The following is a 25,013-nucleotide window of genomic DNA, read 5'->3' on the forward strand; positions in this document are numbered from 1 at the left end:
CGTCACCTACTTGCGGTGGTTCGCCTTACGAATCGCCGCAAGTAGGTGACGAATTGCTCAGGGGTTGATGTCCCACTCGCGGGCGCGCTGGGCCTTCTCGTGCGCGGCGGCGAGCTTTTGCAGCGCCTCGGGATCCCCGTGGGTGCTGAAGTGCTCGAACTCGACCCGGACGAACAACGCCCGGGCGCGTACCGCGACAGGGCCGTCTTCGGCGTCGAGCCGTCCGTCGGCGCTCACGTAGATCTTCCGGCCGGCGACGCCGTCCAGTTTCGTGGCGATGTACAGGGTCGAACCGACCGGGACCGGCCGGAGGAAGTCCGTCTCCAGTTTCCCGGTGACGGCGGGGCGGCGCAGCAGGTTGCCGACGGTCGCGCCGAGCGCCTCGTCGAAGGCGCAGGCCAGCAGGCCGCCATGGGCGAGGCCGGGCGCACCCTGGTGGGCGGAGGTGACGGTGAACTTCGAGTACACCGTCGTCCCTTCGCCCACCGTCGAATGCAGGTGGAGCCCGGCCTCGATCTCGTCGCCGCACCCGAAGCATTCACCGTAGTGAATGCCGAGGTGGCTGCCCTGTTTCGGGGCTTCCGGGTGGACGGTCGCCGGTTCGACTTCGACCGGCGGCCACGGCTGCGAGATACGGCTCATGGACAGACGTTAACTCGCGGGTAGCTCGGAGGGATCGCCGGGAGTGACCGTTTCCGGCTTCCGGCGCCGCACGATCCGCGAACTCACGATGCCGCGCAGGGAAACCCCGGCCGTTTCCGGCAGCAGCAGGATCGGGATGGCCGCGATCGCCGCCGCGCCCATCAAGTAGTACGCCGGCCACAGGTTGTCGCCCGTATTGGTCACCAGGCTGCCGATGATGTACGACGCCGTGCCACCGAACGCCGCGGTGGAAACGCTGTAGCCGATGGAGAAACCGCTGTAGCGCTCCTGCGTCGGGAACATCGCCGGCAGCGTCGCCGCGAGCACGGCGAGGATCAGCACCAGCGGCACCGCGATCATCACCAGGCCGAGCATGAGCTGCCAGGCGTTCTGGTCGTCCGCGGCCGCGCCCATCAAGGAGAACGCCGGGATCGGCAACACCAGGAAGCTCGCGCAACACGTGATCAGGATGGGTTTTCGCCCGATGCGGTCGGAAAGCATGCCGACCGGCACGATCAGGACCAGCATCAACCCGATGGTCGCCAGGATGATCAGCAACGGCGTGTGCCCGCTGAACCCGACCACGTCCTTGAGGTAGGTCTCCAGATACGTGATCACGATGTAGTCGGCGACGTTCAGCATCACCACGATGCCGATCAGGTGCAGGATCGACGTCCAGTGCTTCTTGAGCAGCGCCTTCAGCGGCGACTTCTCGACCTGGTTCTTCTTCTCGATCTCCTGGAACAGCGGAGTGTCCTCCAGCTTGTTCCGCAGGTAGAGACCGACGATGCCGAGCGGGCCCGCGATCAGGAACGGCAGGCGCCAGCCCCATTCGCGCATGGCCTCGTCGCCGAGGACGACGGTGAAGATCGTGACGAACCCGGCGCCCATCGCGAAACCGACGAGCGTGCCGAACTCGAGCCAGCTGCCCCAGAAACCCCGGCGCCGGGCGGGCGCGTACTCCGCGATGAACGTCGCCGCGCCGCCGTACTCACCGCCCGCCGAGAAGCCTTGGATGGTGCGCAACAAGATCAGCAGGACCGCCGCGGCCGGGCCGATCGTCGCGTAGGACGGCAACAGGCCGATGATGAACGTCGACCCGGACATCAGGATGATCGTCAGCGCGAGGACCTTCTGGCGCCCGATCTTGTCCCCCAGCGGACCGAACACGAAGCTGCCGAACGGCCGCACGACGAAGGTGATCGCGAGGACCGCGAAGGTCGCCAGCGCGCCTTCGGAAGTGCTCGAAGCATTGAAGAAGACCTGCCCCAGGATGGCGGGCATGAAGCCGAATACACCGAAGTCGTACCACTCGATGCAGTTACCCATCGCCGCTCCGGCGACGGCCTTTCTGATCTGTTCAGGTGGGGCCTCCGCCGGTTCCCCTTTTTCCTGATGTGACGCGCTCAGCGCCTCTTCGGCCATGGGTTTGACCTCCCGACCCACCCGTTTACTTACCCATCGTCGAGGGTTTGTTCCCTCGACCGTAGGTGTTCAAACGTGCTGATTCAGCGCTTTGGATCGGTCGTGCGAGGGTCGTTCCCCCAGAACGGTGACGAACTACCAGGTGAAGCCGATGTCGGAGAATTTCCGATTACTTTGGGTAACGACTCGGGAATCGGACGTTCCGGGCAGGAGATCAGCTGGTCGTGACCGCGGTCGGTGGCTCGCTCGGTTCCTTCGCCGGCGTCGGCCCACGAGGAGGGACGGCCGTCGTCGTGCGGCCGGGCTGCTGGGTCTTGGGGGGCGTGCGCGTCTGATCGTGTTTCGGGGCCGTCACCGGAGCGGACGGAGGATCCCCGGGAGTGACCGCGGGCCGAGGAGTCGTTTCGGAAGGCGCCGGTGAGACGGGTGCCGGGGCGATGGTCGACAGGCCGGGGCCCGCGGGCTGCACCGGCGCGGATCCCTCACCGCCGCGGCCACCGACGGCGATCGCGCCGAACACGATCACCGCGACCGTCGCCAGCGAACTGCCCGCCACGGCCAGCCGCTTGCGCCGTCGCCGGATCCGGCCACCCTTCTCGATGATGTCCGCCGCCCGGATACCCAGCGGGGGACCGCTCGACCCGTGCGAAAGCACGCCCTTGATGTCCTCGTCCATCTCCTCACCTCCCATCGTCATGCGCTCCGCTCAAGGCCAATTCACTGAAATGCGGCCCGAGCCGCTTGCGCAGAGTCGCCAGACCCCGCGCGCTCTGACTCTTCACGTTCCCGTTGCTGCAGCCCAGCGCCGCGGCCGTCTCTTCGACGCTGAGATCTTCGAAATACCGCAGTACGAGTACGGCCCGCTGCTTCGGGGCGATACCGGACAGGGCATGCCTGACCAGCATCTCCTGCTCCGTGCCGCCCGCTTCACCCGCGACCTCGGGAAGGTCGTCGGTGAGCTTCTCCCGTTTGCGCCAGACCCGCCGATGCTCGGAGAGGAACGTCCGCAGCACGATCTTGCGCGCGTAACCGTCGAGCGCGTCGTGCCGGGAGAGCCTCGGCCAAGCCAGGTACAGCTTCAGCAACGCGGCCTGGGTGATGTCCTCGGCCTGGTGCCAGTCCCCGCACAGGAGATACGCGGTGGCACGCAGGCTGTGCGCGCGCTCGTCGAAGTACCGGGCGAACTCGCCGTCCCACGGCGAGCCCGTCCCGGTCTTCGACGAGCGGCTCAGCGACACCTAGTTACCGGCTCCTTCGGTGACGGCGGGGAGGTTCAGGTCGCCGGTCGGCCCGGCGGGAACGGCCTTGGGGACGCGGTGCTCGCCCGGCTTCACGACGCCGGCGCTGGTCTTCGGCGGGGCCGCCTCCGGACGCGCCGGGGCGGTGGTGGCCCGGGTCGGCTCGCCCGGTGCCGCGGTGGGCGCGTTGGTCGGCTGGGGTGCCTGGGTGATCGTCGGCGTCGGGGCGCTCTGATCGGCCGACGCGAGCGACGTGGTCGCGAAGGCGGCGCCGCCCGCCAGCAGCAGCGCGCCGAGGGAAAGAGCGATACGAGTACGCAAGAGAGTCTCCTCGATCCGGGCGCCGCTCATTGGCCGCGGCGCCTTACGTCGTTAGACATGCGCCCAACCCACCATGCGGTTGCATCGAGTTTTCGGCGGATTCCAAAGCACGAACGGCCGGAGACCGTGGAGGTCTCCGGCCGCCCGGATTCGCGGAAGTACGTCAGCGCAGGGCAGACAAGCCCTGCCACTCTTCCCAGTCGTAGGTCCAGTCGCTGTAGTCGCGCGCCCGGTTGATCTTCACCGTGCTGCCCTCGATCTCGACGGGGTCCCCGACCAGCGCGCCGTCCATGTACGCCTTGGCGTTCGCCGGCGCCAGGTTCACGCAGCCGTGCGAGATGTTCTTCTTGCCCTGCGCCCAGATCGACGGCGCGTAGCCGTGGATGAATTCGCCGTTGGTCGAGAAGCGCACCGCGGACGGCACGACGATGTTCTCGTAGTTGTAGCGCTCGTTGGTCATCGAGTACGTGTCGTGCTTGGACATCACCACGTGCGTGCCGCTCGGCGTGACACGGCCCGGGTCGGCGTCGAGGCCGTAGCTGGCCGCGTAGTCCGCGATCTGCTGGCCGTCACGGATCACCACGAGCCGGTGGGTCTGGGTGTTGCCCTTGACGATCTGCGAGCGGCCGATCGTGAAGCTCGCCGAGCGGTCTTCCTTGCCGTACACGCCTTCGCCGATCTTGACGCCGTAGATCTTGGCGTTGAACTTCACCGTGGTGCCGGGCTGCCAGTAGGCCTTCGGCCGCCAGTGCACCGAGGTGTCGTCGTGGACCCACGCCCAGGACCCCTCGGTCTTCGGCGTGGTCTCGACCGAGAGCGCCTTCTCGACCGAGGCCTTGTCGGTGACCTTGCTCGGGAACGTCAGCGTGATCGGCATGGCGACGCCGTAGGTCTGCCCGTCGAAGACGTTGATGTTCGCGCCCACCTGCTTGCGCGGTTTGACCGTGGTGAACGCTCCGCCGATTTCGACGGGCTTGCCGTCGGTGCCGGTGGCCTTGCCGGACCACGTGTACGCCTTGCCGTAGCCGAGCTGTTCGGTGGTGGACCAGCTCTTCTTGTCCTCGGACGGCTGACCCGCGACCTGTTTGCCCTCGGGATTGGTCAGGACGACCTGGTCGAGGGTGCCGTCGGCGACGCTGACCTTGATGGGCTGACCCGGCGCGACGTCCTGCGCGCCGGCGGCGGGTTCGTACGTGAGTTTGGCGGGCGCGGGCGCCTTCCCGCCGGTGTCGCTGCTGACCGGCCCGCCGCCGTCCGGCCCGCTGGCCGAGACGGTCGGCTCGCTGCTGCACGCCCCCAGCGTCAGAACGGCCACCAACCCCAGTGCCGCGAACGCCGCTTGGCGGCGCGCGGTTTTCGTGAACCTCAAAGCGTCCCCTTTGCTCCCCTGTACACCGACCATGACGTCCGGACCGCCCGTTAAGTTGATCCGATCGAGAGTGATGCGAGTCACAATCGGGTGGATCGTCGTTCACGATCGGGGCATGACCGACTTCGGTCCGTATCCGGCGAAGACCGGAGGTCGGCGTGCGGCGACAGGGTAGCGAGGGGGTCCGACAGAAGACGGATCCGTATACGACGTTCCGGTGACCTTGGTACTCGGGGGTGCCCAGAGTCCGATCACGGGCTTCAAATATGGCCAGATCCCGGTACTCTTCCCTCAGGCCGTCGTTTTGCGTGTTCGTGGCTTCACACTCGCGGAACTTCTGACGCGAGCCATGAGCCGGTGACGCGCTTATCGCTCGACTCGTTGGAACCGCCCGGGACGGTCTGGGTGTCGCTTCGGAGGCACTCGAAGCGGATGTGCAACGAGGAGTAAAGCGGTGGCGCAAGGCACTGTGAAGTGGTTCAACGCGGAGAAGGGCTTCGGCTTCATCGCGCAGGATGGCGGCGAGGGCGACGTCTTCGTTCACTACTCGGAGATCGAGGGTCGCGGCTTCCGCACGCTCGAGGAGAACCAGCGAGTGGAGTTCGAGGTCGGTCAGGGCCAGAAGGGCCCGCAGGCCCAGAAGGTCCGCGCGATCTGAGTCCGCCCTTCAGGCGTTGCTCAGACTGATCAAAAAGCCCCCGGCGATCTCGCCGGGGGCTTTTTCTTGCCTTGAAGGCTACTTCCGGTGTGCTGTTCCGTTCCGGGGCAGCGGGATCAGCGGGGGACCGGCTGTTCCCAAGCGTTGGCGTCGAAGCGGAATTCGTCGGTGTGGGCTTCCTCGTGGCGGCGCTGCTGGGCCGAGTTGGCCTGCGACTCCCACGAAAGGCGCTCGAGGATCCATTCCTGCGCCAGCGCCTGCGGCGACAGGTTGCGCTCGGCGGCGGCGTCCTTGAGCTGTTCGCAGGCGATGAGGTTCATCCGCAGCTGGAACACCTGCGCTTCGCCGAAGCGCTTGCCGGTGCCGGTGCTCTCCGGGTCGTTCTCTGGCGCGAGGGCACGAAGGTAGCTGGTCAGTTCCGTGTCTTCGACGACCGCTTCTGCCTCCTTGGTGGCGGAGTTGCGGTGACGACCCGGGTTGACCGGCTTCAAGTTCGTACGGCTGCCGCTACGACGGCTCAGGGAAGGAAGGGGCACCGGGCCACGATAACGGTTCGGTCTCGGCAAACCAACCACAGTGAGCCACGACACACCCAAATCTTTTCCCCGAACGGCCCAACCCCTGCAAAACCACTGTCGCCGATGATCACCAGCAGCAACCAAAAACGCTAAGGAAGGTGTTCGCGCGAGCGACGTTTGGTCGCGCAGCCGCCACCGGTGCGGGGCAACCAACCTCCGCCGAACGGACCCTGGGGGCCTGGGGGTGGCCCCCAGAACACGGAGCGACCCCCGCGCCAGGGGGAGGAACGCGGGGGTCGGAGGGGATCTCCACAGGCGCTGACCGGGGGTGTGTCAGCAAATCGATTGTTGCACGGTTTGCTGAGAAGGGCGAGTGGGCGCGGGCAGAATTCCGGTCGGCGCGCCACCTGTGGTTCGTCTGTGGTTCATGTGGCACGGGTGTGCGCGTGATCGCTCTGCGTTGTGCGGAGCGTGGCGACAGGTTCACTCTCCGGGGGGCTGTGTGTCGCGGCCGGCTCTGGCTAGCCTCGCGGCCAAGCTGTTCGTTGGCCGTCTGGAGGAACCATGGGTGGGTCTGTGGAAGTTCGACAGTTCCTCCTTCGGTACGAAGGTGCCGATGGGGGAAGCTCTACGACGTTGGCCGGTGGTCTGCCGGCGCAGCGCACGGGTCAGGGGGATGCCCAGCGGGTGTCCGATGATCAGGTGCGGCGTGCCCGGTTGGCGGTGGCCAATGGCGCGCTGGGTGTCGATGACTGTGTCCAGTTGCTGGACATGCTGGGATTGACGCTGGATGAGGACGGGCAGGCGCCCGTTCAGCGCTGAAGTCGTTTCGTGAGGGCCCGGTCGTGTGGTGTGTGTGCCACGCGGCCGGGCTTTCGTTCGTCTTGGCGAGCCGCTCGCTAGTTGTGTAACACTGTTACCAATCAACTGGCGGGAAGGTGTGGCGACATGGCCGACGAAGCGGCGATCGCGGTGGCCCGGGAGATCCGGAGCGCGGTGCAGGTGCTGGGCGGGAAATTCATGACCTCTCCGGAGCTCGCCGAGGTCGAGGCCGAAGTGGGCTTGTCGCCGCGGACGCTGTACCTGCGAGGGCGTTCGGCGGTGCTGGGCGACCCACCGCCGAAGGTGGTCGCGGAGCTGTTCGGCATCTTCCCGTCTTGGCTCTTCGAGTTCGCCCTGCCGCCCGCGATGGCGGCCCTCGACGCGACCTCCGCGGTCCGTGCCTACTCGCGGTCATCGGCGAACTGGGCACGCGTCCACCTTTCGGGTGCCGACGATCCCGGCCGCCCGGCCGATCTGCTGTTCCGTCTCGTGGACGCCGCGGACGCGAGCGGTCTCGCGTTGTTCGCCGGCTGGCAACTCGCCGGACGTCCCGAAGACGATGTCGAGCGCCTGGCGTTCGCGCTCATGGTGTTCCGCGAGTTCCGCGGCGGTGTCCACTTCGCGGCCCTTCGCGCCGTGGGCCTGACGGTGCCCGAGGCCGTCGTCGCGGATCCGGAAGGCGGACGTGGCCGTCTCCTGCGCACCGCGTGGTCCGAGGAGGCCGCGGACGCGCTGATCGCCACGGCGGAGGCCAAGGGCGATCTGCGGCAGCGGTGGCGGCACGCCGAGCACCTGACCGATGAGCGCGTGGCCGAACTGCTCGCGGCCACTCTCACGGACGACGAGCGGAACGAGCTTCGAGGGCGTCTCGACGCCCTGTGGGACGCTTCGGCCCTGATATCCTGAACTCGCCGCGTTCTCGCAGGTCCCAGCCCTGTGAACAACTAGGGGACCCCCTGTGCGGAAGCGGAAACGGGGGTGTCCTATAGTTATGTTCGCTCCCGGGGACACCGGAGAGCGCGGGTCGGTCGGTTCGCCGAAACCGAACCGGGCTCCCATCGTCCAGCGGCCTAGGACTCCGCCCTTTCAAGGCGGCAACGCGGGTTCGAATCCCGTTGGGAGTACGCAGTACAGTTTCAAAGCAGTATGCAAGGCCCTGTGGCGCAGTTGGTTAGCGCGTCGCCCTGTCACGGCGAAGGTCGCGGGTTCGAGTCCCGTCAGGGTCGCAAGATCGTTCGGCTCCTTGCCGGCGTTCCCGGCCAGGTAGCTCAGTTGGTACGAGCGTCCGCCTGAAAAGCGGAAGGTCGCCGGTTCGACCCCGGCCCTGGCCACCGCTCGCAGAACCGCCCCGACTCAGGTCAGGGCGGTTTTTCATGTCTGAGGGCAAAAATCCCGCACACGGCAACGCGCGGTGGCGTCCGATGTCGCAGGAGCATCGGGCGCCACCGCGCGGTGCGGGGCTGGTGTTCTACTTACCGGTCTGCTGCTTGACCCAGTCGGAGAACGCGGTCACGTCGGTGTAGATGCCCGGCATCTCCGGGCAGCTGGCGGTCTGGCCGCGGCTGGTGGCGCCGACCAGCGTCCACTTGTCGCCCGCCTTGACCACGGCGGGGCCGCCCGAGTCGCCGTAGCAGGCGCTCGCCTTGCCGCCCTGGTTGTCCATGCAGAGCTCGGTCTGCGCGTCGTAGGCGCCGGAGCCGGAGCATCCGGAGTCTTCCGCGACCTTGGTGTCGAGCTGCTGGAGCACCACCGGGGCGGAACCGCAGCCGCGAGTCGGACAGGTCAGGCCCCAGCCGATCTCCCGCACGTCGGTTCCCGCCGCCGGGGACTGGCCGATTTCGATCGGCGCCGCCTCCGCCGGCTTGCTCAGGTGCACCAGGGCGATGTCGTACGGGCCCGAGCCGTCGTACTTCTCGTGGACCACGAACTTGTCCACCTCGGCGACCTCACCGCCCTTGGTGTGGTCGGTGGTGTTGAGGCGGTACTGCCAGTTGGCGGGCTGCTCACCCTCGACGCAGTGCGCGGCGGTCACCAGCCACTCCGGTGAGATCAGGGACGCGCCGCAGTTGTGGTCGCCGCTCTTGGTCTGCATGGACGCCATGAAGCTGTAGGTCTCGGTCGCGTCCACACCGCCCACGATCAACGGCTGCACGCCCGAGGGCGGTTCGGCGGCGGAAGCCGGCATCGCCGCACCGAGTACGGCGGCGGCTCCGGCCAGCAGACCGGCGACCAGGGAACGAGTCCTCATCTGTTTTCTCCTTCCACACCGGCGTCGGTCACCGGCTACTCGGGAAGGGTGGCCAATCGGCACTCGTTCGTGGAACTGACGAAAGTCGGTGGCCGTTGCCAGTTACCAGTTGGGGTAACGGTTTTCCGCGTCCGCCACCGAACCTTGACCTCTAGTAAGGTCGAGGTGTCAAGCTTGCGACATGACACTCGCACCTGAGCAGGTCGACGAATGGACCGTCGACACCCTCGACCTCGACACCTACCTCGGCCGGATCGGCCAGGACCGCGCGAAGCCCTCCGCCGCCGCGTTGTGTGAGCTGGCGAAGGCGCACATCTTGGCCATCCCGTTCGAGAACGTCGACGTCGTTTTGGAGCAGCACAAGGGAATCGCGCTCGAAGACGTGATCGGCAAACTCGTCCGCCGTCAGCGCGGCGGCTACTGCTACGAGCACGGCAGCCTGTTCGCCGCGGCCGCCGAGCAGCTCGGCTACCCCGTACGCCGCCTGGTCGCGCGGGTGCAGCCGCAGAAGAACGGGCCGTACACGCATATGACGCTCGTGGTCGAAGCGGACGGCGTCGGGCATCTGGTCGACGTCGGTTTCGGCGCCGGGATGCTGGTGCCGATGCCGCTGGTCGACGGCGCCGTGGTGGATCAGGCGGGCTGGCCGCACCGGCTCGTCGCCGACGGGGACTGGTGGCGCCTGCAGAAACTGGAGGGCGGCGACTGGACCGACCTGCACGCTTTCACGCTCACGCCGATGCACCGGATCGACTACGAGGTCTACCACCACTACACGTCGACGCACCCACGGTCGCCGTTCACCGGGCAGCTGGTGGTCATGCGCCTGGAGGAAGGGCTCAGCCGCAAGCTGGTCGGCGACGAGTTCATCGTCGAACGCCCGGACGGGACCAAGGAGACCACCAAGATCCCGTCCGAGCGGCTCGACGCGACACTGCGCGAGCTGGACGTCGTCCTCACCGAGGACGAACTCGCGAAACTGCTGACGATCTACCCGGGTTGAGGCTCAGAGTTCGAATTCCGCGCGCTTGTCCTCGGGGACGAGATCCTCGTACTCGCGGTGCTTCGCGATGAACGAGCGCACGTACGGGCAGTAGGGCAGGACGGACCTGCCCTGCGACCGGACGTCGTCGAGCGCCGCGGTCACGAGCTTGCCGGCCAGGCCCTTGCCCGCGAAGTCGTCCGAGATCTCGGTGTGCAGGAACAGGATCGCGTCCGGGCGGGTGCGGGTTTTCAGGAACCCGGCGGGTTTCCCGTCCACGACGATGTCGTAGCGGTCTTCTCCGGCTTTGATCTCGACACTCATTCCCAGGCTCCGAAAAGTTCGTCCGGCGGCGCGGGGCGACCCAAGTGGAAGCCCTGCGCCTGGTCACAGCGCAGCTCACGCAGGACCGCGAGCTGCTCTTCGTCTTCGACGCCTTCGGCGACGACGATCAGGTCGACGGCGTGCGCCATCGCGATGATGCTCTTGACGATCGCGGCCGCGTCGCGTGATTCCGCGATGCCGGTGACGAAGGTGCGGTCGATCTTGAGCGTGTCCAACGGGAGCCGTTGCAGCTGCGCGAGCGATGAATAACCGGTGCCGAAATCGTCGATCGCCAGGGAGACACCGAGATCACGCAACGACGTCAGTACTTCGGCGGCCGCGGCCTGGTCACGCATCAGCGCGCTCTCGGTGACCTCCAGGGTCAGCGCGTGCGGCGGGAGCCCGGTGGTCTTCAGCGCGTCCTGCACGCCCGCCACCAGATGCGGGTCGTCCAGCTGCCGGGCCGACAGGTTGACCTTGAGGTTCAGGTCGATGCCGAGCTGTTCACGCCGCCGGGCGATCTCGCGGGTGGTCGTGCGCAGGACGTGTTTGCCGATCAGGTTGATCAGGTCGCTTTCCTCGGCAAGCGGGATGAACTCGGCTGGCGAGATCGTGCCGTGCGCCGGATGTTTCCAGCGCAGCAAGGCTTCCACGGCGACCATCGCACCGGATTCGATGTCCACGACCGGCTGGTACGCCGTCCAGAGTTCCTCGTTCTGCAGGGCGTCGCGCAGATCCTGCTCCATGCGCAGCCGTCGCTGCATCCGCTCGCGCAGCTCGACGTCGAAGAACTCGTAGCGCGCCCGGCCGAGCGTTTTCGCTTGGTACATCGCGACATCCGCGTCCCGCAGCAGGTCTTCGGCGGTCCGGGTGTCGTCGTTGGCGGCGGTGACGATGCCGATGCTGGCGTCGATGTGCAGCTGCCTGCCGTTGACGGTGATCGGTTCGGTCAGCGCCTCGCGCAGATGTTCGGCCAGTGCCTTGATCTCGTGCGGTTCGGTGATCTCCGCGGTGACGACGACGAATTCGTCGCCGCCGAGCCTGCCGACGAGATCGGTTTCGCCGATTCCCCGGCGCAGCCGTTCGCCCGCGATGCGGAGCACCTTGTCGCCGACGGAATGGCCGAGGGAATCGTTGATCACCTTGAACTTGTCGAGGTCGATGAACAGCACCGTGGTCAGTTCGGCGCGGCCCGCGCCGGAGAGCGCCTCGGCGAGACTGTCCAGCACCAGCGTCCGGTTCGCGAGTTCGGTCAGCGGATCGTGCGTCGCCTCGTGGGCGAGCCGCTTGCCGATGGCGCGGCGTTCGGTGATGTCGGTGAACGAGGCGACCACCGCCAAGGCCGACGGGTCCTCCGGGGTCAACAGCCGCGAGGTCAGCGAGATCCAGACGTCTTCGCCGTCGGGCCGCCGCAGCCGCAGCACGAGACCGGTCAGCGTGGCCCCGGTGCGCCGGGTCACCACCGACGGCATCCTGGCGGGCGGGAGGCGGCCTTGTTCGTCGTACAGCTCCAGCGTCACACACGGCACGCCGATGAGGTCGTCGTGGTCGACGCCGATGATCCGGCACGCCGCGGGGTTGGCCGATTCGATGAGGCCGCCGGGGCCGATCACGACCACGCCTTCGTCGAGTGACGCGACCACCGTGCTGTAGTGCTGCTCGGCGCGCCGCCGGGCCGTTTCGTCGGCGCAGACCAGCACGAACCCGTCGTTCATCTCCGCGGCCGAGATGCGGATGGCCAGTGTCGAGCCGTTGCGGTGGCGATGGGTCATCTGCATGACACCGCCCCTGCGCAGCACCGTCTCCGGATCGAGCGCGGCGCCGACGAGTTCGCTCACCGTGCCGCCGATCGCCTCGCCCGCCGTCCAGCCGTAGACGTTCTCCGCGGCCGGGTTCCAGCTGGTCACCATGCCGGTGCCGCTGGTCGCGATGATCGCGTCACTGACGTGGCTGATCAGCGCGGCCTGATAGCGAAGCGTCGCTTCGGCGGCCTTCTGCGCGCTGATGTCGCGCATGATGACCTGGAACGCGGGTCTTCCTTCCCAGGTCGTGCGCACCGAAATGCTCTGGACCAGGTATTTCGTGCCGTCGAGCCGGAGCATGACGGTGTCCGCGGGAGAGGTCGACGCGCCCTGGCGGTGAAGCGACGCGATCCTGTCCAGCAGGGCAGGCAGCGACTCGTCGGCGACGAAATCCATGATCGGCCGCCCGATCAGTTCGGCGGTCGACGACGCTCCGAGCGCGGTGACGGCGGCCCGGTTGACGTACGTGACAACGCCGGCTTCGTGGACGCAGACCGCGTCGGGACTGAGCTCCACCAGAAGCCGGTAACGGTCAGTGAGATCTTCGAGGGCCTGCCGGTTCTCGCGGACGTCGGTCACGTCGGTGGCGATGCCGAGCAGCCCCGTCGAGCCGGTGTCGTCGCCGATGGTGCGGGCGCGCAGGCGGACCCAGCGGACCTCGCCCGCCGGGTTCCGGAACGACTGCTCGAGTTCCAACTCGCGCCAAGCCGGGGAGGTACGGGTGCCGGAGGTCAGCGGGGCCACCAGATCGGCGAGCCTCGACTCGATCTCGGCTTCGGTGAGGGCGGCTCCACCCAGCAGGTTCTCCAGTCCTGGCAGCCAGGACAGCTTCTCGCGCTCGAAGTCGTACGACCAGATGGCGGCGTGGTCGCCCGCGAGGCCGAGGTCGCCGACCGGCTCGTTTCCGAGCGGCGCGCCCGCCGGACGGCCGGAATTCCCGGCTCCGGGCACGGCGAGGGCATCAGCCTCCATGATCCGTCCGAACCCCCTCTTCCGGTGCTGGCACCGTCGATTACACCACCCGAGGAGGGCGCTGTATACGCGAGCCGAACGTAGGCCGACGCCGATATGCGCGAAAGCGTATGAATACACGCTCTGTGACTGGCATACGCTGGGTTGTTCCATCGGGTGAATAATTTTTGGTTAACTTCACCCGTTCGGCGGTGAGTTGCGGTAAAACTACTCTTCGCTCGTTCCCGGTGAAAGGTTTCGGCTGGTGGATGACGACGACGTTTCGGTCGCCGACCTGCTCATTCGCGAGGGCTGGGACGACCACGAGGAGTCACGGGCAAAGTCACGCTGGAGAGTTATCGCGGTGGTGATCGCCGTGGTCGTCGCCTGCGGCGCCGCCGCGGTTCTCGTCGGGTTCGACGCGGATCCCGAGCCGACCGCGCAACCGAACCCGGCCGGCGTGATCGAGATGCCGAAGCGGCCTTCGGACAACGGGGGAGCCGGCGCGACGTCGGCGGCCCCGAGCACCGAGACGGTCGAAACCGGCGAGGGTGGGACTTCTTCATCCCAGCCCAGCAGGTCGACGTCCAGCCGCCGCACGTCGAGTTCGGCCGCGTCGACGTCCGATTCCCCGGACCCCACCACGCCGACGTCGCCGACATCGCCGAACGAGCCTGCCGATCCGCCGCGTACGACCGGTTCCACGGTCGTTCCGCAGCCGCCCAACCCGAACCCGCCGCCGCCCTCCACGACACCCACCGAAGAGTGCAATCTGTGGCCGAAGTGGCTTTTCTGTTAGGGCGCTTGAAGTAGATCCGGCTCTCGGCGTTTGCCGAGGTGGTTGAACAGCAGGTTGAGGGTGAAGGCGACGATGGCGGCGACCGTGATCGGGCTGCCGCAGATGGTCTGAAGCCACGCCGGGAAGTGCTGGAAGAAGATCGAGTTCCCGAACTGGTTCGTGGAGAACGCCGGCAGCAGCCCGACGCCGACCGACACCGCCACGATGAAGGTGTTGTGGTTGCCGGAGAACTCCACCTTCTTCAGGTTCTGCACCCCGACCGCGGCGACCATCGCGAACATGACCACCGCGACCGCGCCGATCACCGGCTCCGGTACGGCCGCGACGAAGGCGCCGACCTTCGGTACCAGTCCCATCAGCACGAGCAGGCCGCCCGCCATCGCGACCACCCACCGGCTGCGCACGCCGGTCATCTGCACGAGGCCGACGTTCTGCGCGAAAGCCGTGTCCGGGAACGAGTTCATCGCGCCGCCGAGGATGGCCGAGAGACCGTCGGTGGCGAGACCGCGCGCGAGGTCGGAGCCGGTCGCCGGGCGTCCGGTGATCTCGCCGACCGCGACCAGGTCCGCGGTGGATTCGGTGTAGGTCACCAGCATCACGACGCACATCGAGAGCACGGCCGCGATCGGGAAGGTCGGCGGGCCGAAGTGGAACGGCGACGCGAGACCGAACCAGTCGGCGTCGGCGATGCCCTTGAAGCTCACCAGGCCCATCGGGATGGCCGCGGCCAGGCCGATCAGCAGTGCCAGCAGCGGGCCGATCTGGCTCGCGAACCCGCGCAGGACCCGCGTGAACAGCACGATCACCGCGATCACGCCGAACGCGAGCGCGATGTTGGCGGGCTTCGCGTAGTCCGGCGATCCGGTGTCGTGGCCGGCGATCAGGCCGACGCCGGGGCCGATGAGCGAGATGCCGATGACCATGAGCAGCGTGCCCGAAACCAGCGGCGGGAAGAAGCGGATCATCTTCGCGAACGGCTTCGCGATGAGCAGGCCGAACACCCCCGACGCGAGCATCGCGCCGTAGACGGCCTGCATGCCGTACTGGGAGGCGATCATGATCATCGGGTTGACGACGGTGAACGTCGCGCCGGCCACCACTGGCAGCCGGATGCCGAAGATCTTCCCGATCCCGATCGCCTGAATCAGCGTCGCGATGCCCGCGACCAGCAGATCCGCGTTGACCAGCAACGCGATCGTCGCCGCGTCCAGTTTCAGCGCGCTGCCCACGACGAGCGGGACGGCCACCGAGCCCGCGTACATGATCGTCATGTGCTGCAGGCCGAGCAGGGTCAGCTTCGGCAGTGGCGGGCGGGCGTCGACCGGGTGGACCTCGGACCGGCTCATGTAACCCCCTTCTGACGTGCGGGAACACCAGTGGACTCGTCGCGCATGACCGTAGCGCGTCCGCCGCGTGAAGATCATGGTGCGAAGGGGCGGGAGCTGTGTTGAATGGACACTGGGTACAACGGAAGGAGCGCCGATGGAGACCGTCCTCGTCATAGGGGCCGGACAGAGCGGGTTCGGAGTGGCGACCTCGCTGCGGGACAAGGGGTTCGGCGGACGGGTCGTGCTGATCGGCGACGAACCCGGCCTGCCGTACCAACGACCTCCGCTGTCGAAGGGCTATCTCGCCGGGACGGCGGGTGACGCCCAGTTGCGCTTGCGGCCCGAGGACTTCTTCGCGGAGAAGGACATCGAGCTGATCCCCGGCCGAGTCGCGTCGGTGGATCGCGACGGCGCGAAGGTGGTGCTCGAGGACGGAAGCGCCCACGAGTACGACCATCTCGTCCTCGCGACGGGCGCGGACAACCGCGTTCTCCCGGTTCCAGGGTCCACTTTGGACGGTGTGTTCACGCTGCGTACCAAGGACGACGCCGACGTTTTGCGTACCGCGTTGGAAAGCGCGGCGAACGTGGTCGTGGTCGGGGGCGGGTTCATCGGGCTCGAATTCGCCGCGCACGCCGGGCGGCCCGTGACGATCGTGGAGGCGCAGGACAGGCTGATGGCCCGCGTGGCGACTCCTGAGGTTTCGGCGTATTTCGCCGCTCTCCACGAGGGAGCCGGGCATACGGTCCTGCTCGGCATGGGTGTCGCTGCACTGCACGGCGACGGCCGGGTGGCCGAGGTGGAGCTGAGCGACGGCAGCAGGCTGCTCGCCGACCTGGTGCTGGTCGGGGTCGGCGTGGAGCCGCGGACAAGGCTCGCCGAGGAGGCGGGGCTCGTCGTGGCGAACGGCGTCGTCGTCGACGAACACTTGCGCACGAGCGACCCGAAGATCTCGGCGGTGGGGGACTGCGCGAACTTCCCGTGTGTCCAGGCTGGCACGGCGACCCGGCTCGAGTCGGTGCAGAACGCCGTCGATCAAGCGCGGGCGGCGGCGTCGGACATCGCCGGTGAATCCGCGCCCTACGACAGTCTGCCGTGGTTCTGGACCGACCAGCTCGGCGCGAAACTGCAGATCGCCGGGCTGCTGACCGGGGCGGACAAGACCGTCGTCACCGGGGATCGGGAGGGCGGGAAGTTCTCGGTGCTGTCGTTCCGGGACGGCGTGCTCGTCGGGGTGGAGTCGGTGAACCGGCCGCCGGACCACATCGCCGCGCGCCGCCTGTTCGCCGTGGATCCGGAACCGCGGTTCGAGACGTTGGAGGCGCACGACTTCGACCTCAAGGCGACCTTCGCGTCAACCCGTGGTTGACGACTAGTCTGGCGTCAACCTAGAGTTGACGGTATGACGAATCCAGTCCGGCTCGACGACCTCATTTCCCACATCAAGCAGCAGCATCCCGACGGCGACGTGCTCGGCCAGCTTTCCGACGCGGTCTTCCTCGGCGAGCACCTCGGCGAAGTGGCCGACCACCTGATCGGCCACTTCGTCGACCAGGCGCGGCGCTCCGGCGCGTCCTGGACCGAAATCGGCAAGAACATGGGGGTGTCCAAGCAGGCCGCGCAGAAGCGCTTTGTCGACTCCAGCGGCTCGTCGCTCGAAGACCTGGTGAAGGTGTTCAGCCGCTACACCGACCGCGCACGGCACGTCGTCGTCGCGTCGCGCGACGAGGCCGTCGCGGCGAAGAGCCCGCAGATCGAGCCCGTGCACCTGATCCTCGGCCTGCTCGCCGAACCCGCCGCGCTCGCCGCCGGGGCGATCGTGGCGCAGAAGGTGACGCTCGAAGCCGTGCGCGAGGCCGCGGTGGCAAGGCTGCCGGAACCCGCAGACGAACCGGCGGAGGCGGCGAAGATGGCGTTCGGCGCGCAGGCCAAGAAGGCGCTGGAACTGACCATGCGGGAGTCGCTGCGGCTCGGGCACAACTACATCGGCACCGAGCACATCCTGCTGGCCCTGTTCGAACTCGGCGACGATTTGCTGGCCGGGCTCGGGCTCACGAAGGAGAAGACCGAGGCGCTGATCGTGCAGGCACTGGCGGAGATCGTCGCGGCACGCGGTGTGGGCTGAAAGCGTCCTTCGCCGCGTCTCACGCGGTGAAGGACGCTTTCGTCTCATGTGATGCGGGGAAAGTCCCCTTCAGCATCTATCCACAACACCCCGGTTATCCACAGGTGCGGAAATCGGGTCTGGGCAGGCGTCGTGGCCGGCCCCACGATCGAAGAATGAAAAAAGGATCATGGGGCGACGACCCCGAACTCCTGATGGAGAACAGCGACCACGGTGTCATCCGCGTGATGCGCCTTCAAGAAATGGGGGTCTCCTCGACCACGACGTACCGAAGATGCGGGCCCAACGGGCCCTGGACGAGACTCTTGCCGGGCATTGTCCTTCTCTTCAACGCACCACCTTCTCGTGAACAGCAGATCGCCGCGGCGATGCTGTACGGCGGCAAGTCCGCTCTGCTCACCGGTGGTGAAGCTTGCCGGATACATGGCCTGCGAAATGTGCCAGACGCCGGCGATGAGGTCCACCTTCTCGTCCCGCACGAACGGAAGCTGCACAACTATGGCTTCGTGATCGTCGAGCGGACACAACGGATGCCTCGCGCGACTACCCGAGATGGGCGTCCGCTGGCGGAAATCACCCGCGCGACCCTCGACGTCTGTCGCAGGCAGACGGAGGTCAGGCCAGTCCAGGCTCTGATGAGCGAAGTGGTTCAGCGGAGATACAGCTCTTTTGAGCGGTTGTCCCACGAACTGGCCCACGGCAGCCAGCGGGGGAGCGCAGTGCCTCGGCTTGTGCTCACGGAACTGACTGCTGGACAGGAGTCGATCGCCGAGATCGATGCCAGGCGAGTCTGGGAACGATCCGGCCTGCCGGAACCGGTGTGGAACAAGAAGCTGTACGACGAGGCGGGCAGGTTCGTCGCGAAACCGGATGCCTGGTTCGACGATGTCGGGCTGGCATGGGAGATCGACTCGCTGTCATTCCATCTCCAGGTCGTGGACGGGTTCGACCGGACCTTGGCGAGGAACGGGCGGTATACGTCGGCGGGCGTTCTGGTTCTCCAGACCTTGCCGTCGCGTCTGCGGACCGAGCCGGACAAGGTGGCTGCCGAGTTGCGGGCCGCCCATGCCGCGGCCGCGGCTCGTGCTCGACCGAACGTGCGGATCGCGAGTTGACGAAGGGCCCTTCACCGCATGACATGCGGTGAAGGGCCCCTTCGTGGCGTCTTATGCAGGGAAAGTCCCCTTCAGCTCCGTCAGGCGGAGGACTCGGGACGGCCGTCGGCCGCCCACGCGGTGTGGAACGAACCCTCGCGGTCGACGCGGCGGTACGTGTGGGCACCGAAGTAGTCCCGCTGCCCCTGCACCAGCGCGGCGGGGAGCCGCTCCGCGCGCAGACCGTCGTAGTAGGCCAGCGCGGTCGAGAAGCCCGGGGTCGGGATGCCGAGCCGCACCGCCGTGGAGATCACCGAACGCCAGGAGTCCTGGGCGTCCTCGACGGCCTTGCGGAAGCCGCCGGAGGTCAGCAGCGTCGGTAGCCCGGGCTCTTCGGCGTACGCGGCGGTGATGTCGTTCAGGAACTTCGCGCGGATGATGCAGCCGCCGCGCCAGATGGAAGCGACCTTGCCGAGGTCGATGTCCCAGCCGTATTCGGCGCCGCCCGCCTGGATCTGGTTGAAGCCCTGGGCGTACGCCACCACCTTCGACGCGTACAGCGCCTGCTCGACGTCGTCCGCGAAGGTGTCCAAAGCGGACCCTGTCAGCGGAGCGCGTGAGGGACCGCCGAGACCGCGTGAGGCTTCACGCAGGTTCGACGAGCCGGACAGCGAACGCGCGAAGACGGCTTCGGCGATGCCGCTGATCGGCACGCCCAGGTCCAGTCCGATTTGGACGGTCCAGCGTCCGGTGCCCTTCTGCTCGGCCTGATCCGCCACGATGTCGACGAACGGCTTTCCGGAAGCGGCGTCGGTGTGGGCCAGCACCTGCGAGGTGATCTCGATCAGGTACGAGTCCAGCCGTCCCGAGTTCCAGGTGCGGAACACGTCGGCGATCTCGGCGGGGGAGTAACCGCCCGCGCCGCGCAGCAGATCGAACGACTCGGCGATCAACTGCATGTCGGCGTACTCGATGCCGTTGTGCACCATCTTCACGAAATGCCCGGCGCCGTCCGCGCCCACGTGCGTGCAGCACGGTTCGCCGTCGACCTTCGCCGAAATGTCCTCGAACAACGGCCCGAGCGACTGGTACGACTCCTTGGAACCGCCCGGCATGATGCTCGGCCCGTGCAGCGCGCCCTCCTCGCCGCCGGACACACCGGTGCCGACGAAGTGGATGCCCTTCTCGCGCAGCGCGGCCTCGCGGCGCCGGGTGTCCGCGAAGTGCGCGTTGCCCGCGTCGACGATCACGTCGCCCTTCTCGAGGAGCGGGACGAACTCGTCGATCACGGCGTCCGTAGGCGCGCCGGCCTTGACCATGATCACGACCTGGCGCGGCCGCTCCAGCGCGTCGACGAACTCCTGCGCCGAATACGCCGGGATGAAGTCGCCTTCGTCGCCGAACTGCTCGACCAGTTCCTTCGTCCGCTGCTCGGAGCGGTTGTGCAGGGCCACCGTATGCCCGTGCCTCGCCAGGTTCCTGGCCAGATTGCGGCCCATGACCGCCAGGCCGGTGACCCCGATGCTCGCCTTCTTGCTCATCCGCACCCTTCCGCTTCGATTCCCGTGCCGAGCCTATCCCCGTTGAGGGATACGGCGCCGGGGCGAGAAGGGATCAACCGGGAGTTGTCCACAACCTGGCCTGCCTGTGGACACCTCGGCTCGTCCGCCCCTGCCCAGGCCTTTCGCCGGTAGGCTGGGATCGGGGCCGTCCCCCAGGGATGGGTGGGGGGGCTGCAGGTGGGGCGAAAAGCCTGAGACGACTGTCGCGAAAGCCACTTTCGGGACGCTGGATGTCGCGAAAGTGGCTTTCGCGACATCAGTGGCGGCGACGGCAGCGGGACCGGCACGGCACCGGAAACAGCGGTCAAGCGTCCCCAATGGACCGCGTCACGAGAAGCACCGGATACGGGAGCCGTTGAAGGTGACCATGTCCGCCAGCGCGGCCCCCAGGTCGATCGGCGCACCCCAGTCGAGACCGTCCAGTTCGGCGTAGGCCCGGTGTAGGTTCGCCGACAGCCGCTCCTGTTCGGACAGTTCCGCGTAGGGCCCGAGATCCGCTTCGCGAGCGGCCTGAAGCGGCGTCAGCCCGGCGGTCTTCCCGTACGAAGCGAGTTTCTGCAGGAAACCCAGGTACCCGTCGACGACGTCGATCGCCTCCGGTCCGCACAGCGGGCCGTGGCCCGGCACGATCGTCTCCGGTTCCAGTTCCCGGACCAGGTCCAGTGCCTTCCGCCAGCCGGCGGGCGAGCCCATGAGCGCGAAGGGGCTGCCGCCGTTGAAGATCAGGTCGCCGACGAACAGCACCCGCCGCTCCGGCAGCCAGACCAGGACGTCGTTGGTGGTGTGCGCGGCGTGTCCGGGATGGATCAGTTTCAGCCGGACGTCGCCGGCGTGCACGGTCAGCCGGTCGTCGAACACCACCTCGGGCGGCCGCAGTTCGAGATGGCCCCAGTCGTTCCCGGTGAACGAGTTCTCGTAGGTGTTGATCCCGGTCGCGACCATCACTTCGCGTGTCTTCCGGTGGCCGACGATCGTCGCGCCGGCCGCCAGGTAGTTGCCGTTCGTGTGGTCGCCGTGGTGATGCGTGTTGATCACGGTGGTCACCGGTGCCCCGCCCGCCGACTCCGCCGTCGCCAGCAGTGCCCGGGTACGCCGTTCGGTCGAACAAGTGTCGATCAGCACGGTGTGCCCGCCCGCGGCGACGAACCCGCAGTTGTTGATCCACCACGACCCGTCAGGTTGGACGTACCCGAAGACACCGTCGGTGACCTGCCTGGCGAAGGGGGATTGGTCCACTCGGTCACTATGCCCGACGAAGGTGCCCGAAATGTGACGAGATCGTTCCGCCACCAGGGTGACGTACCAGGTGACTGGTGTTTTCGGGCGTTTCCTGGAACGCTGCGCAATGTCATCATCGAACCCCGCAAGGTGAAGTACCCTGGGTGGGTTCGAATATTCGCGCGCAGGACGGCGGGCAGCCGTGGTCCTGGCTATGTGGTCCGGGAGAGCAAGGCTGATGGCCAGCACCGTCACCTCGCGCCGGAAGCAGCTCGGGAACGAGCTCCGGCATGCCCGCAACGCCGCGCGGATGACACAGCAGCAGGTCGCCGAGGTTCTCGGCTGCACCCAGGGCAAGGTCAACAAGATCGAGTCCGGTGCCGTCGGGGTCAAGCTCGGGGATGTGCGATCCATGCTGAACGCGTTCGGGATCAACGGCGACGAGGCCGACACGTTGATGAACCTGGCCCGCGCCGCGGCCGGGCAGCGCGGCCACTGGTCCGGGTACCGATCCGTGGTGCCGCACTGGTTCCGCACCTTCACCGACCTCGAACCCGCGGCCGCGGAGATCCTCACCTGGCACGGCGAGCGCATCCCCGGCCCGTTGCAGTCCGAGCACTACATGCTCAAGCAGTTCACCGAAGCGGGCGCCACCGACGTCACTTCGCTGGTCCGCAACCGGCTGGACCGCAAGGCCGTCTTCGAACAACAACAGCCGCCGTACTACCGGTTCATCATCAGCGAAGGCGCCCTGCGCCGCGCTCCCGGCGGCTCCGCCCCGGCGGTGATGCTGGACCAGGTCGAGCATCTGCTGGCGTTGGACAAGCATCCTCGCGTGTACGTGCACGTCCTGCCGTTCGGCGCGCGGCTCGCCGCCGTGCCCAACGACTTCACCATCATGCGTTTCCCTGATCGCACCAGGGATTTCGTCTACATCGAGCATTCGGCGGGCGGGTTGTACCTCGACGACGTCAAGGACTTCAACATCTTCGTCGATTCCTGGGACCGGTTGCGCGGAGCCGCGCTGGAACGCCAGGAGACCCGGCAGTTCCTCAAGGAACTCGCCGAGTTGTACCGGACACAGATGCAAGCCTGAGATGGACCCGCGGTTCGTCCCCGAAGGCGTGGATCTGGAGCGGCCCAACGCCGCCCGGATCTACGACTGGGCGCTCGGCGGGACCGCGAACTGGGCGGTGGACAGGGAATTCGGCGAACAGCTGGTCAAGACCTTCCCGCTCGTGCGGACCGCAGCCAGGGCGAACAGGGCCTTCCTCGGCCGCGCGGTGCGGTACTGCGTCGAGAACGGCGTGACCCAGTTCCTCGACCTCGGTTCCGGCGTGCCGACGGTCGGCAACGTCCACGAGATCGCCGGCGAGGTCGACGGCGACAGCCGGTGCGTGTACGTCGACAACGAACCGGTCGCCGTGGCGCACGCCAGGATCCTGCTGGAGAAAGGCGGCGATCCCACCAGGCACGCGGTGCTCGCCGGCGATCTGCGCGACGCGGACGACATCTGGGAAAGCGCCTTCGACACCGGCGTGCTCGATCCGGCGAAACCGGTGGCCCTGCTCACCGTCGCGGTCCTGCATTTCGTGCCGGAGCCCGAACTCGCCGCCGTCATCGCGCGGTACCGGAGGCTGCTGCCCGCCGGTTCCTTCTACGTTCTTTCCCATGTCACGATGTCCGGCGTGGAGGGAGCCGAGCTGGAACAGATCCAGCGCGTCGTGAAGCAGTACGAGCAGTCGAGCACTCCCGCGACCTTCCGCGACAAGGAAGAGATCCTCGGTTTCTTCGGGGATTTCGAGCTCGTCGCGCCGGGTCTGGTCCCGGTCGGCGCATGGCGGCTGGACGACCCACGCTCACCTGCGGTTGACTGCGCCATCGGCGGGGTCGCCCGCAAACCCGGTTTCTGACGAGGTGTGACGGTATGACGACGCAACACGACCCCGAAGCTCCCGACGGTGTCGATCTCGAACGGCCCAACGTGGCCAGGGTGTACGACTGGTTCCTCGGCGGTTCGGCCAACTGGGCCATCGACCGCGAGTTCGGCACTCAGGTGCTCAAGCAGTTCCCGGAGGTCAAGACCTTCGCCAGGGTCGGCCGCGACTTCCTCGGCCGGGGTGTGGGATACCTGGCGCGCCAGGGGATCACGCAGTTCCTCGACATCGGTTCCGGCGTGCCCACCGTCGGCAACGTCCACCAGATCGCGAGCGCGATCAACCCCGACTCGCGGGTCGTGTACGTCGACATCGAGCCGGTCGCGGTCGCGCATTCCCAGCTGCTGCTGGAACGCGAGGGGCTGCTCGGACGGCACGCGGTCCTGCAGGGTGACGTGCGGGATCCCGCCGACATCTGGAAGCGCGCCCTCGAAACCGGCGTGATCGACCCGCGTCAGCCGATCGGGCTGGTCATGGTCGGCCTGCTGTACTTCCTCGGCCCGGACGAACCCGTCCACGAGATGGTCAAGCGCTACCTCGACTTCCTGCCGTCGGGTTCGTACTTCCTGTCCTCGCATCTGACCGAGGACGGCGTCACGCGCAAGGAAGGCGACAACCGGGAGAACGTCCAGGAGCTGTACAAGAAGACGAGCGCGCCGTTCCATCTGCGGTCCCGCGCGGAGTTCGCCGCCTTCTTCGACGGACTGGAGATGGTGGAGCCGGGTATCGACTGGATGGCCGCCTGGCACCTCGACGAAGCGGCTTCCCGGGCGAGCGACCGGTTCGCGGACGATCCGACCTTCACCGGCGGGCTCGGCGGTTTGGGCCGCAAGCCCTGAGGCGGATCAGGCCCGGCCGGTCAGATGCCCGATCAGGGGTGTCAGCTCGAAATGGCTTTCGAGCGGCCGGCCGGTCCTGATCAGGTCCCGGTGCGCGCCGGGCGAATCGATCTCGGAGTTCCACGGCGGCTGCTTGCGCAACGGGGCCTGGATGAGGCTGAACCCGAACCGCTGACGCAGTTCGAGCCCGATGGTGCGGTGGTGGTGCTTCACCGAAGCCATACGTTCGTCCTCACGGCGGAACAAGAGCGTGGTGAGGCGGACGGCCATGGCGGTCACACCCCCCGGCTCGGCCGCGGCAACCGCGCCTGGTCGGCCGAACCGGCCAGGCCGAGACAACGCTCACAGGGCATCCCCGAACCGACGGGGAGCCATTCCAAGTGGTCGTAAGGCATCGCCGCGCCACAACGGGCGTGCAGGAACTCGGGGTGCGAACCCCTGGAGTGCAAGTCGAAAAGGTGTGCGGAGCGGCGGCTTTCGCCCGCTGTTCCGGCCATGAGCCTGCCGACGGCGAGTACCGTCGCCGGCATGGTGTCCTGAATGATCACGCTGATCCTCCCCCACGAGGTCGGCGGTGGGTGGTCATGCGCCGCGGGGTGGTGCCCCTGCCGGTCACCTGCCGTCCGTGGCCTGCTGGAACGGTGGAACTCCCGTCGAACGCCGCCCGGTGGCGTCTGCCGCCGAAAGCCGTACGTGCTGCGAGCGATTCACCAACAACCGAGCCCCGGCCGCTGCGATTAATCCTACTCCTGGAATAATCTTCATGTCGAGGGTGGGCGGAGTTGATCACCCACTTGGCCGTGCGGGATAG

At 67.4% G+C, this 25,013-nt stretch carries 26 protein-coding genes and 3 tRNA genes; 14 read left to right on the forward strand and 15 right to left on the reverse strand.

Annotated elements, in window-relative coordinates:
• Nucleotides 1-57 precede the first annotated feature (57 nt).
• The 6 genes from ACLJO0_RS07605 to ACLJO0_RS07630 all read right to left on the reverse strand — a co-directional run bounded on the left by ACLJO0_RS07605 (nt 58) and on the right by ACLJO0_RS07630 (nt 5,028).
• Complete coding sequence (locus tag ACLJO0_RS07605; protein ID WP_125787390.1) at nt 58-642, reverse strand: PaaI family thioesterase; 585 nt, start codon at nt 640-642, stop codon at nt 58-60.
• Between the two features lie 9 nt (nt 643-651).
• Nucleotides 652-2,067 (reverse strand): MFS transporter, encoded by a 1,416-nt coding sequence (locus ACLJO0_RS07610; RefSeq protein ID WP_410577188.1) that lies wholly within the window; start codon nt 2,065-2,067, stop codon nt 652-654.
• Between the two features lie 214 nt (nt 2,068-2,281).
• Nucleotides 2,282-2,743 carry a hypothetical protein gene (locus ACLJO0_RS07615; protein ID WP_410577189.1) on the reverse strand — a complete coding sequence of 154 codons (462 nt, stop codon included), beginning with the start codon at nt 2,741-2,743 and terminating at the stop codon, nt 2,282-2,284.
• A gap of 4 nt (nt 2,744-2,747) precedes the next feature.
• A complete protein-coding gene (locus ACLJO0_RS07620; RefSeq protein ID WP_410577190.1) occupies nt 2,748-3,305 on the reverse strand; it encodes a SigE family RNA polymerase sigma factor in 558 nt (185 codons plus the stop codon).
• Entirely contained in the window at nt 3,306-3,656 is a 351-nt protein-coding gene (locus ACLJO0_RS07625; RefSeq protein ID WP_410577191.1) for a hypothetical protein, read from the reverse strand.
• A gap of 133 nt (nt 3,657-3,789) precedes the next feature.
• Nucleotides 3,790-5,028, reverse strand: a complete 1,239-nt coding sequence (locus ACLJO0_RS07630; protein WP_410577192.1) for a L,D-transpeptidase — start codon at nt 5,026-5,028, stop codon at nt 3,790-3,792.
• A 421-nt stretch (nt 5,029-5,449) separates the two neighbouring features.
• Between ACLJO0_RS07630 and ACLJO0_RS07635 the strand changes: the two genes are divergently transcribed.
• The gene (locus ACLJO0_RS07635) at nt 5,450-5,653 is read left to right on the forward strand and encodes a cold-shock protein (RefSeq protein WP_003097368.1); all 204 of its coding nucleotides are present in this window, start codon (nt 5,450-5,452) and stop codon (nt 5,651-5,653) included.
• A gap of 116 nt (nt 5,654-5,769) precedes the next feature.
• Here the strand turns inward: ACLJO0_RS07635 and ACLJO0_RS07640 are convergent, their stop codons facing one another.
• The gene (locus ACLJO0_RS07640; protein WP_396554718.1) at nt 5,770-6,189 is read right to left on the reverse strand and encodes a hypothetical protein; all 420 of its coding nucleotides are present in this window, start codon (nt 6,187-6,189) and stop codon (nt 5,770-5,772) included.
• Nucleotides 6,190-6,735: 546 nt separating this feature from the next.
• Here ACLJO0_RS07640 and ACLJO0_RS07645 point away from each other — a divergent pair.
• The 5 genes from ACLJO0_RS07645 (at nt 6,736) to ACLJO0_RS07665 (ending at nt 8,324) form a co-directional block, all read left to right on the forward strand.
• A complete protein-coding gene (locus ACLJO0_RS07645; RefSeq protein ID WP_020633070.1) occupies nt 6,736-6,993 on the forward strand; it encodes a hypothetical protein in 258 nt (85 codons plus the stop codon).
• A 126-nt stretch (nt 6,994-7,119) separates the two neighbouring features.
• The gene (locus ACLJO0_RS07650; RefSeq protein WP_410577193.1) at nt 7,120-7,899 is read left to right on the forward strand and encodes an SCO6745 family protein; all 780 of its coding nucleotides are present in this window, start codon (nt 7,120-7,122) and stop codon (nt 7,897-7,899) included.
• A 145-nt stretch (nt 7,900-8,044) separates the two neighbouring features.
• A tRNA-Glu gene (locus ACLJO0_RS07655) sits at nt 8,045-8,117 on the forward strand.
• A gap of 28 nt (nt 8,118-8,145) precedes the next feature.
• Nucleotides 8,146-8,219 (forward strand) — tRNA-Asp (locus tag ACLJO0_RS07660).
• A 31-nt stretch (nt 8,220-8,250) separates the two neighbouring features.
• Nucleotides 8,251-8,324 (forward strand) — tRNA-Phe (locus tag ACLJO0_RS07665).
• 137 nt (nt 8,325-8,461) lie between these two features.
• Here ACLJO0_RS07665 and ACLJO0_RS07670 read toward each other — a convergent pair.
• A complete protein-coding gene (locus ACLJO0_RS07670; RefSeq protein ID WP_410577194.1) occupies nt 8,462-9,241 on the reverse strand; it encodes a S1 family peptidase in 780 nt (259 codons plus the stop codon).
• A gap of 181 nt (nt 9,242-9,422) precedes the next feature.
• On the opposite strand from ACLJO0_RS07670, the gene ACLJO0_RS07675 reads away from it, so the two are divergent.
• Nucleotides 9,423-10,244 carry an arylamine N-acetyltransferase family protein gene (locus ACLJO0_RS07675; RefSeq protein WP_410577195.1) on the forward strand — a complete coding sequence of 274 codons (822 nt, stop codon included), beginning with the start codon at nt 9,423-9,425 and terminating at the stop codon, nt 10,242-10,244.
• A gap of 3 nt (nt 10,245-10,247) precedes the next feature.
• Here the strand turns inward: ACLJO0_RS07675 and ACLJO0_RS07680 are convergent, their stop codons facing one another.
• Both ACLJO0_RS07680 and ACLJO0_RS07685 read right to left on the reverse strand, forming a co-directional pair.
• The gene (locus ACLJO0_RS07680) at nt 10,248-10,547 is read right to left on the reverse strand and encodes a GNAT family N-acetyltransferase (RefSeq protein WP_125790285.1); all 300 of its coding nucleotides are present in this window, start codon (nt 10,545-10,547) and stop codon (nt 10,248-10,250) included.
• Nucleotides 10,544-13,321, reverse strand: a complete 2,778-nt coding sequence (locus tag ACLJO0_RS07685) for an EAL domain-containing protein (RefSeq protein ID WP_410577196.1) — start codon at nt 13,319-13,321, stop codon at nt 10,544-10,546. Before ACLJO0_RS07685 ends, ACLJO0_RS07680 begins: the two co-directional genes overlap by 4 nt.
• A 244-nt stretch (nt 13,322-13,565) precedes the next feature.
• Between ACLJO0_RS07685 and ACLJO0_RS07690 the strand changes: the two genes are divergently transcribed.
• Nucleotides 13,566-14,099 (forward strand): serine/threonine protein kinase, encoded by a 534-nt coding sequence (locus ACLJO0_RS07690; protein ID WP_410577197.1) that lies wholly within the window; start codon nt 13,566-13,568, stop codon nt 14,097-14,099.
• On the opposite strand, the gene ACLJO0_RS07695 is transcribed toward ACLJO0_RS07690, so the two are convergent.
• Nucleotides 14,096-15,445, reverse strand: coding sequence for a nucleobase:cation symporter-2 family protein (locus ACLJO0_RS07695; protein ID WP_410577198.1), 1,350 nt, complete (start codon nt 15,443-15,445; stop codon nt 14,096-14,098). The two genes, ACLJO0_RS07690 and ACLJO0_RS07695, sit on opposite strands and share 4 nt — an antisense overlap.
• Before the next feature lie 136 nt (nt 15,446-15,581).
• Between ACLJO0_RS07695 and ACLJO0_RS07700 the strand changes: the two genes are divergently transcribed.
• The 3 genes from ACLJO0_RS07700 to ACLJO0_RS07710 all read left to right on the forward strand — a co-directional run bounded on the left by ACLJO0_RS07700 (nt 15,582) and on the right by ACLJO0_RS07710 (nt 18,667).
• Nucleotides 15,582-16,796 (forward strand): NAD(P)/FAD-dependent oxidoreductase, encoded by a 1,215-nt coding sequence (locus ACLJO0_RS07700; protein ID WP_410577199.1) that lies wholly within the window; start codon nt 15,582-15,584, stop codon nt 16,794-16,796.
• Between the two features lie 33 nt (nt 16,797-16,829).
• The gene (locus tag ACLJO0_RS07705) at nt 16,830-17,552 is read left to right on the forward strand and encodes a Clp protease N-terminal domain-containing protein (RefSeq protein WP_410577200.1); all 723 of its coding nucleotides are present in this window, start codon (nt 16,830-16,832) and stop codon (nt 17,550-17,552) included.
• 194 nt (nt 17,553-17,746) lie between these two features.
• Nucleotides 17,747-18,667 carry a hypothetical protein gene (locus ACLJO0_RS07710; RefSeq protein WP_410577201.1) on the forward strand — a complete coding sequence of 307 codons (921 nt, stop codon included), beginning with the start codon at nt 17,747-17,749 and terminating at the stop codon, nt 18,665-18,667.
• Between the two features lie 80 nt (nt 18,668-18,747).
• Here ACLJO0_RS07710 and gndA read toward each other — a convergent pair whose 3' ends face one another.
• Entirely contained in the window at nt 18,748-20,187 is a 1,440-nt protein-coding gene (gene gndA / locus ACLJO0_RS07715) for an NADP-dependent phosphogluconate dehydrogenase (RefSeq protein ID WP_410577202.1), read from the reverse strand.
• Nucleotides 20,188-20,535: 348 nt separating this feature from the next.
• The gene (locus tag ACLJO0_RS07720; RefSeq protein WP_410577203.1) at nt 20,536-21,444 is read right to left on the reverse strand and encodes an MBL fold metallo-hydrolase; all 909 of its coding nucleotides are present in this window, start codon (nt 21,442-21,444) and stop codon (nt 20,536-20,538) included.
• Between the two features lie 220 nt (nt 21,445-21,664).
• Here ACLJO0_RS07720 and ACLJO0_RS07725 point away from each other — a divergent pair, with 220 nt between their 5' ends.
• From ACLJO0_RS07725 to ACLJO0_RS07735, 3 genes are read left to right on the forward strand one after another with little or no spacing between them, the layout of a single operon-like run.
• Nucleotides 21,665-22,522 (forward strand): helix-turn-helix domain-containing protein, encoded by an 858-nt coding sequence (locus ACLJO0_RS07725; RefSeq protein ID WP_037335949.1) that lies wholly within the window; start codon nt 21,665-21,667, stop codon nt 22,520-22,522.
• Nucleotide 22,523: 1 nt separating this feature from the next.
• The gene (locus ACLJO0_RS07730) at nt 22,524-23,339 is read left to right on the forward strand and encodes an SAM-dependent methyltransferase (protein ID WP_410577204.1); all 816 of its coding nucleotides are present in this window, start codon (nt 22,524-22,526) and stop codon (nt 23,337-23,339) included.
• Nucleotides 23,340-23,353: 14 nt separating this feature from the next.
• Nucleotides 23,354-24,202: an SAM-dependent methyltransferase gene (locus tag ACLJO0_RS07735; protein WP_410577205.1), complete on the forward strand. Its 849-nt coding sequence runs from the start codon at nt 23,354-23,356 to the stop codon at nt 24,200-24,202.
• Between the two features lie 6 nt (nt 24,203-24,208).
• Here the strand turns inward: ACLJO0_RS07735 and ACLJO0_RS07740 are convergent, their stop codons facing one another.
• Both ACLJO0_RS07740 and ACLJO0_RS07745 read right to left on the reverse strand, forming a co-directional pair.
• Nucleotides 24,209-24,472, reverse strand: coding sequence for a hypothetical protein (locus ACLJO0_RS07740; RefSeq protein WP_199748636.1), 264 nt, complete (start codon nt 24,470-24,472; stop codon nt 24,209-24,211).
• Nucleotides 24,473-24,477: 5 nt separating this feature from the next.
• A complete protein-coding gene (locus tag ACLJO0_RS07745) occupies nt 24,478-24,750 on the reverse strand; it encodes a hypothetical protein (RefSeq protein WP_125790274.1) in 273 nt (90 codons plus the stop codon).
• Nucleotides 24,751-25,013: the final 263 nt, after the last annotated feature.

This window comes from Amycolatopsis sp. lyj-108, assembly GCF_046549005.1.
Classification (GTDB): domain Bacteria; phylum Actinomycetota; class Actinomycetes; order Mycobacteriales; family Pseudonocardiaceae; genus Amycolatopsis.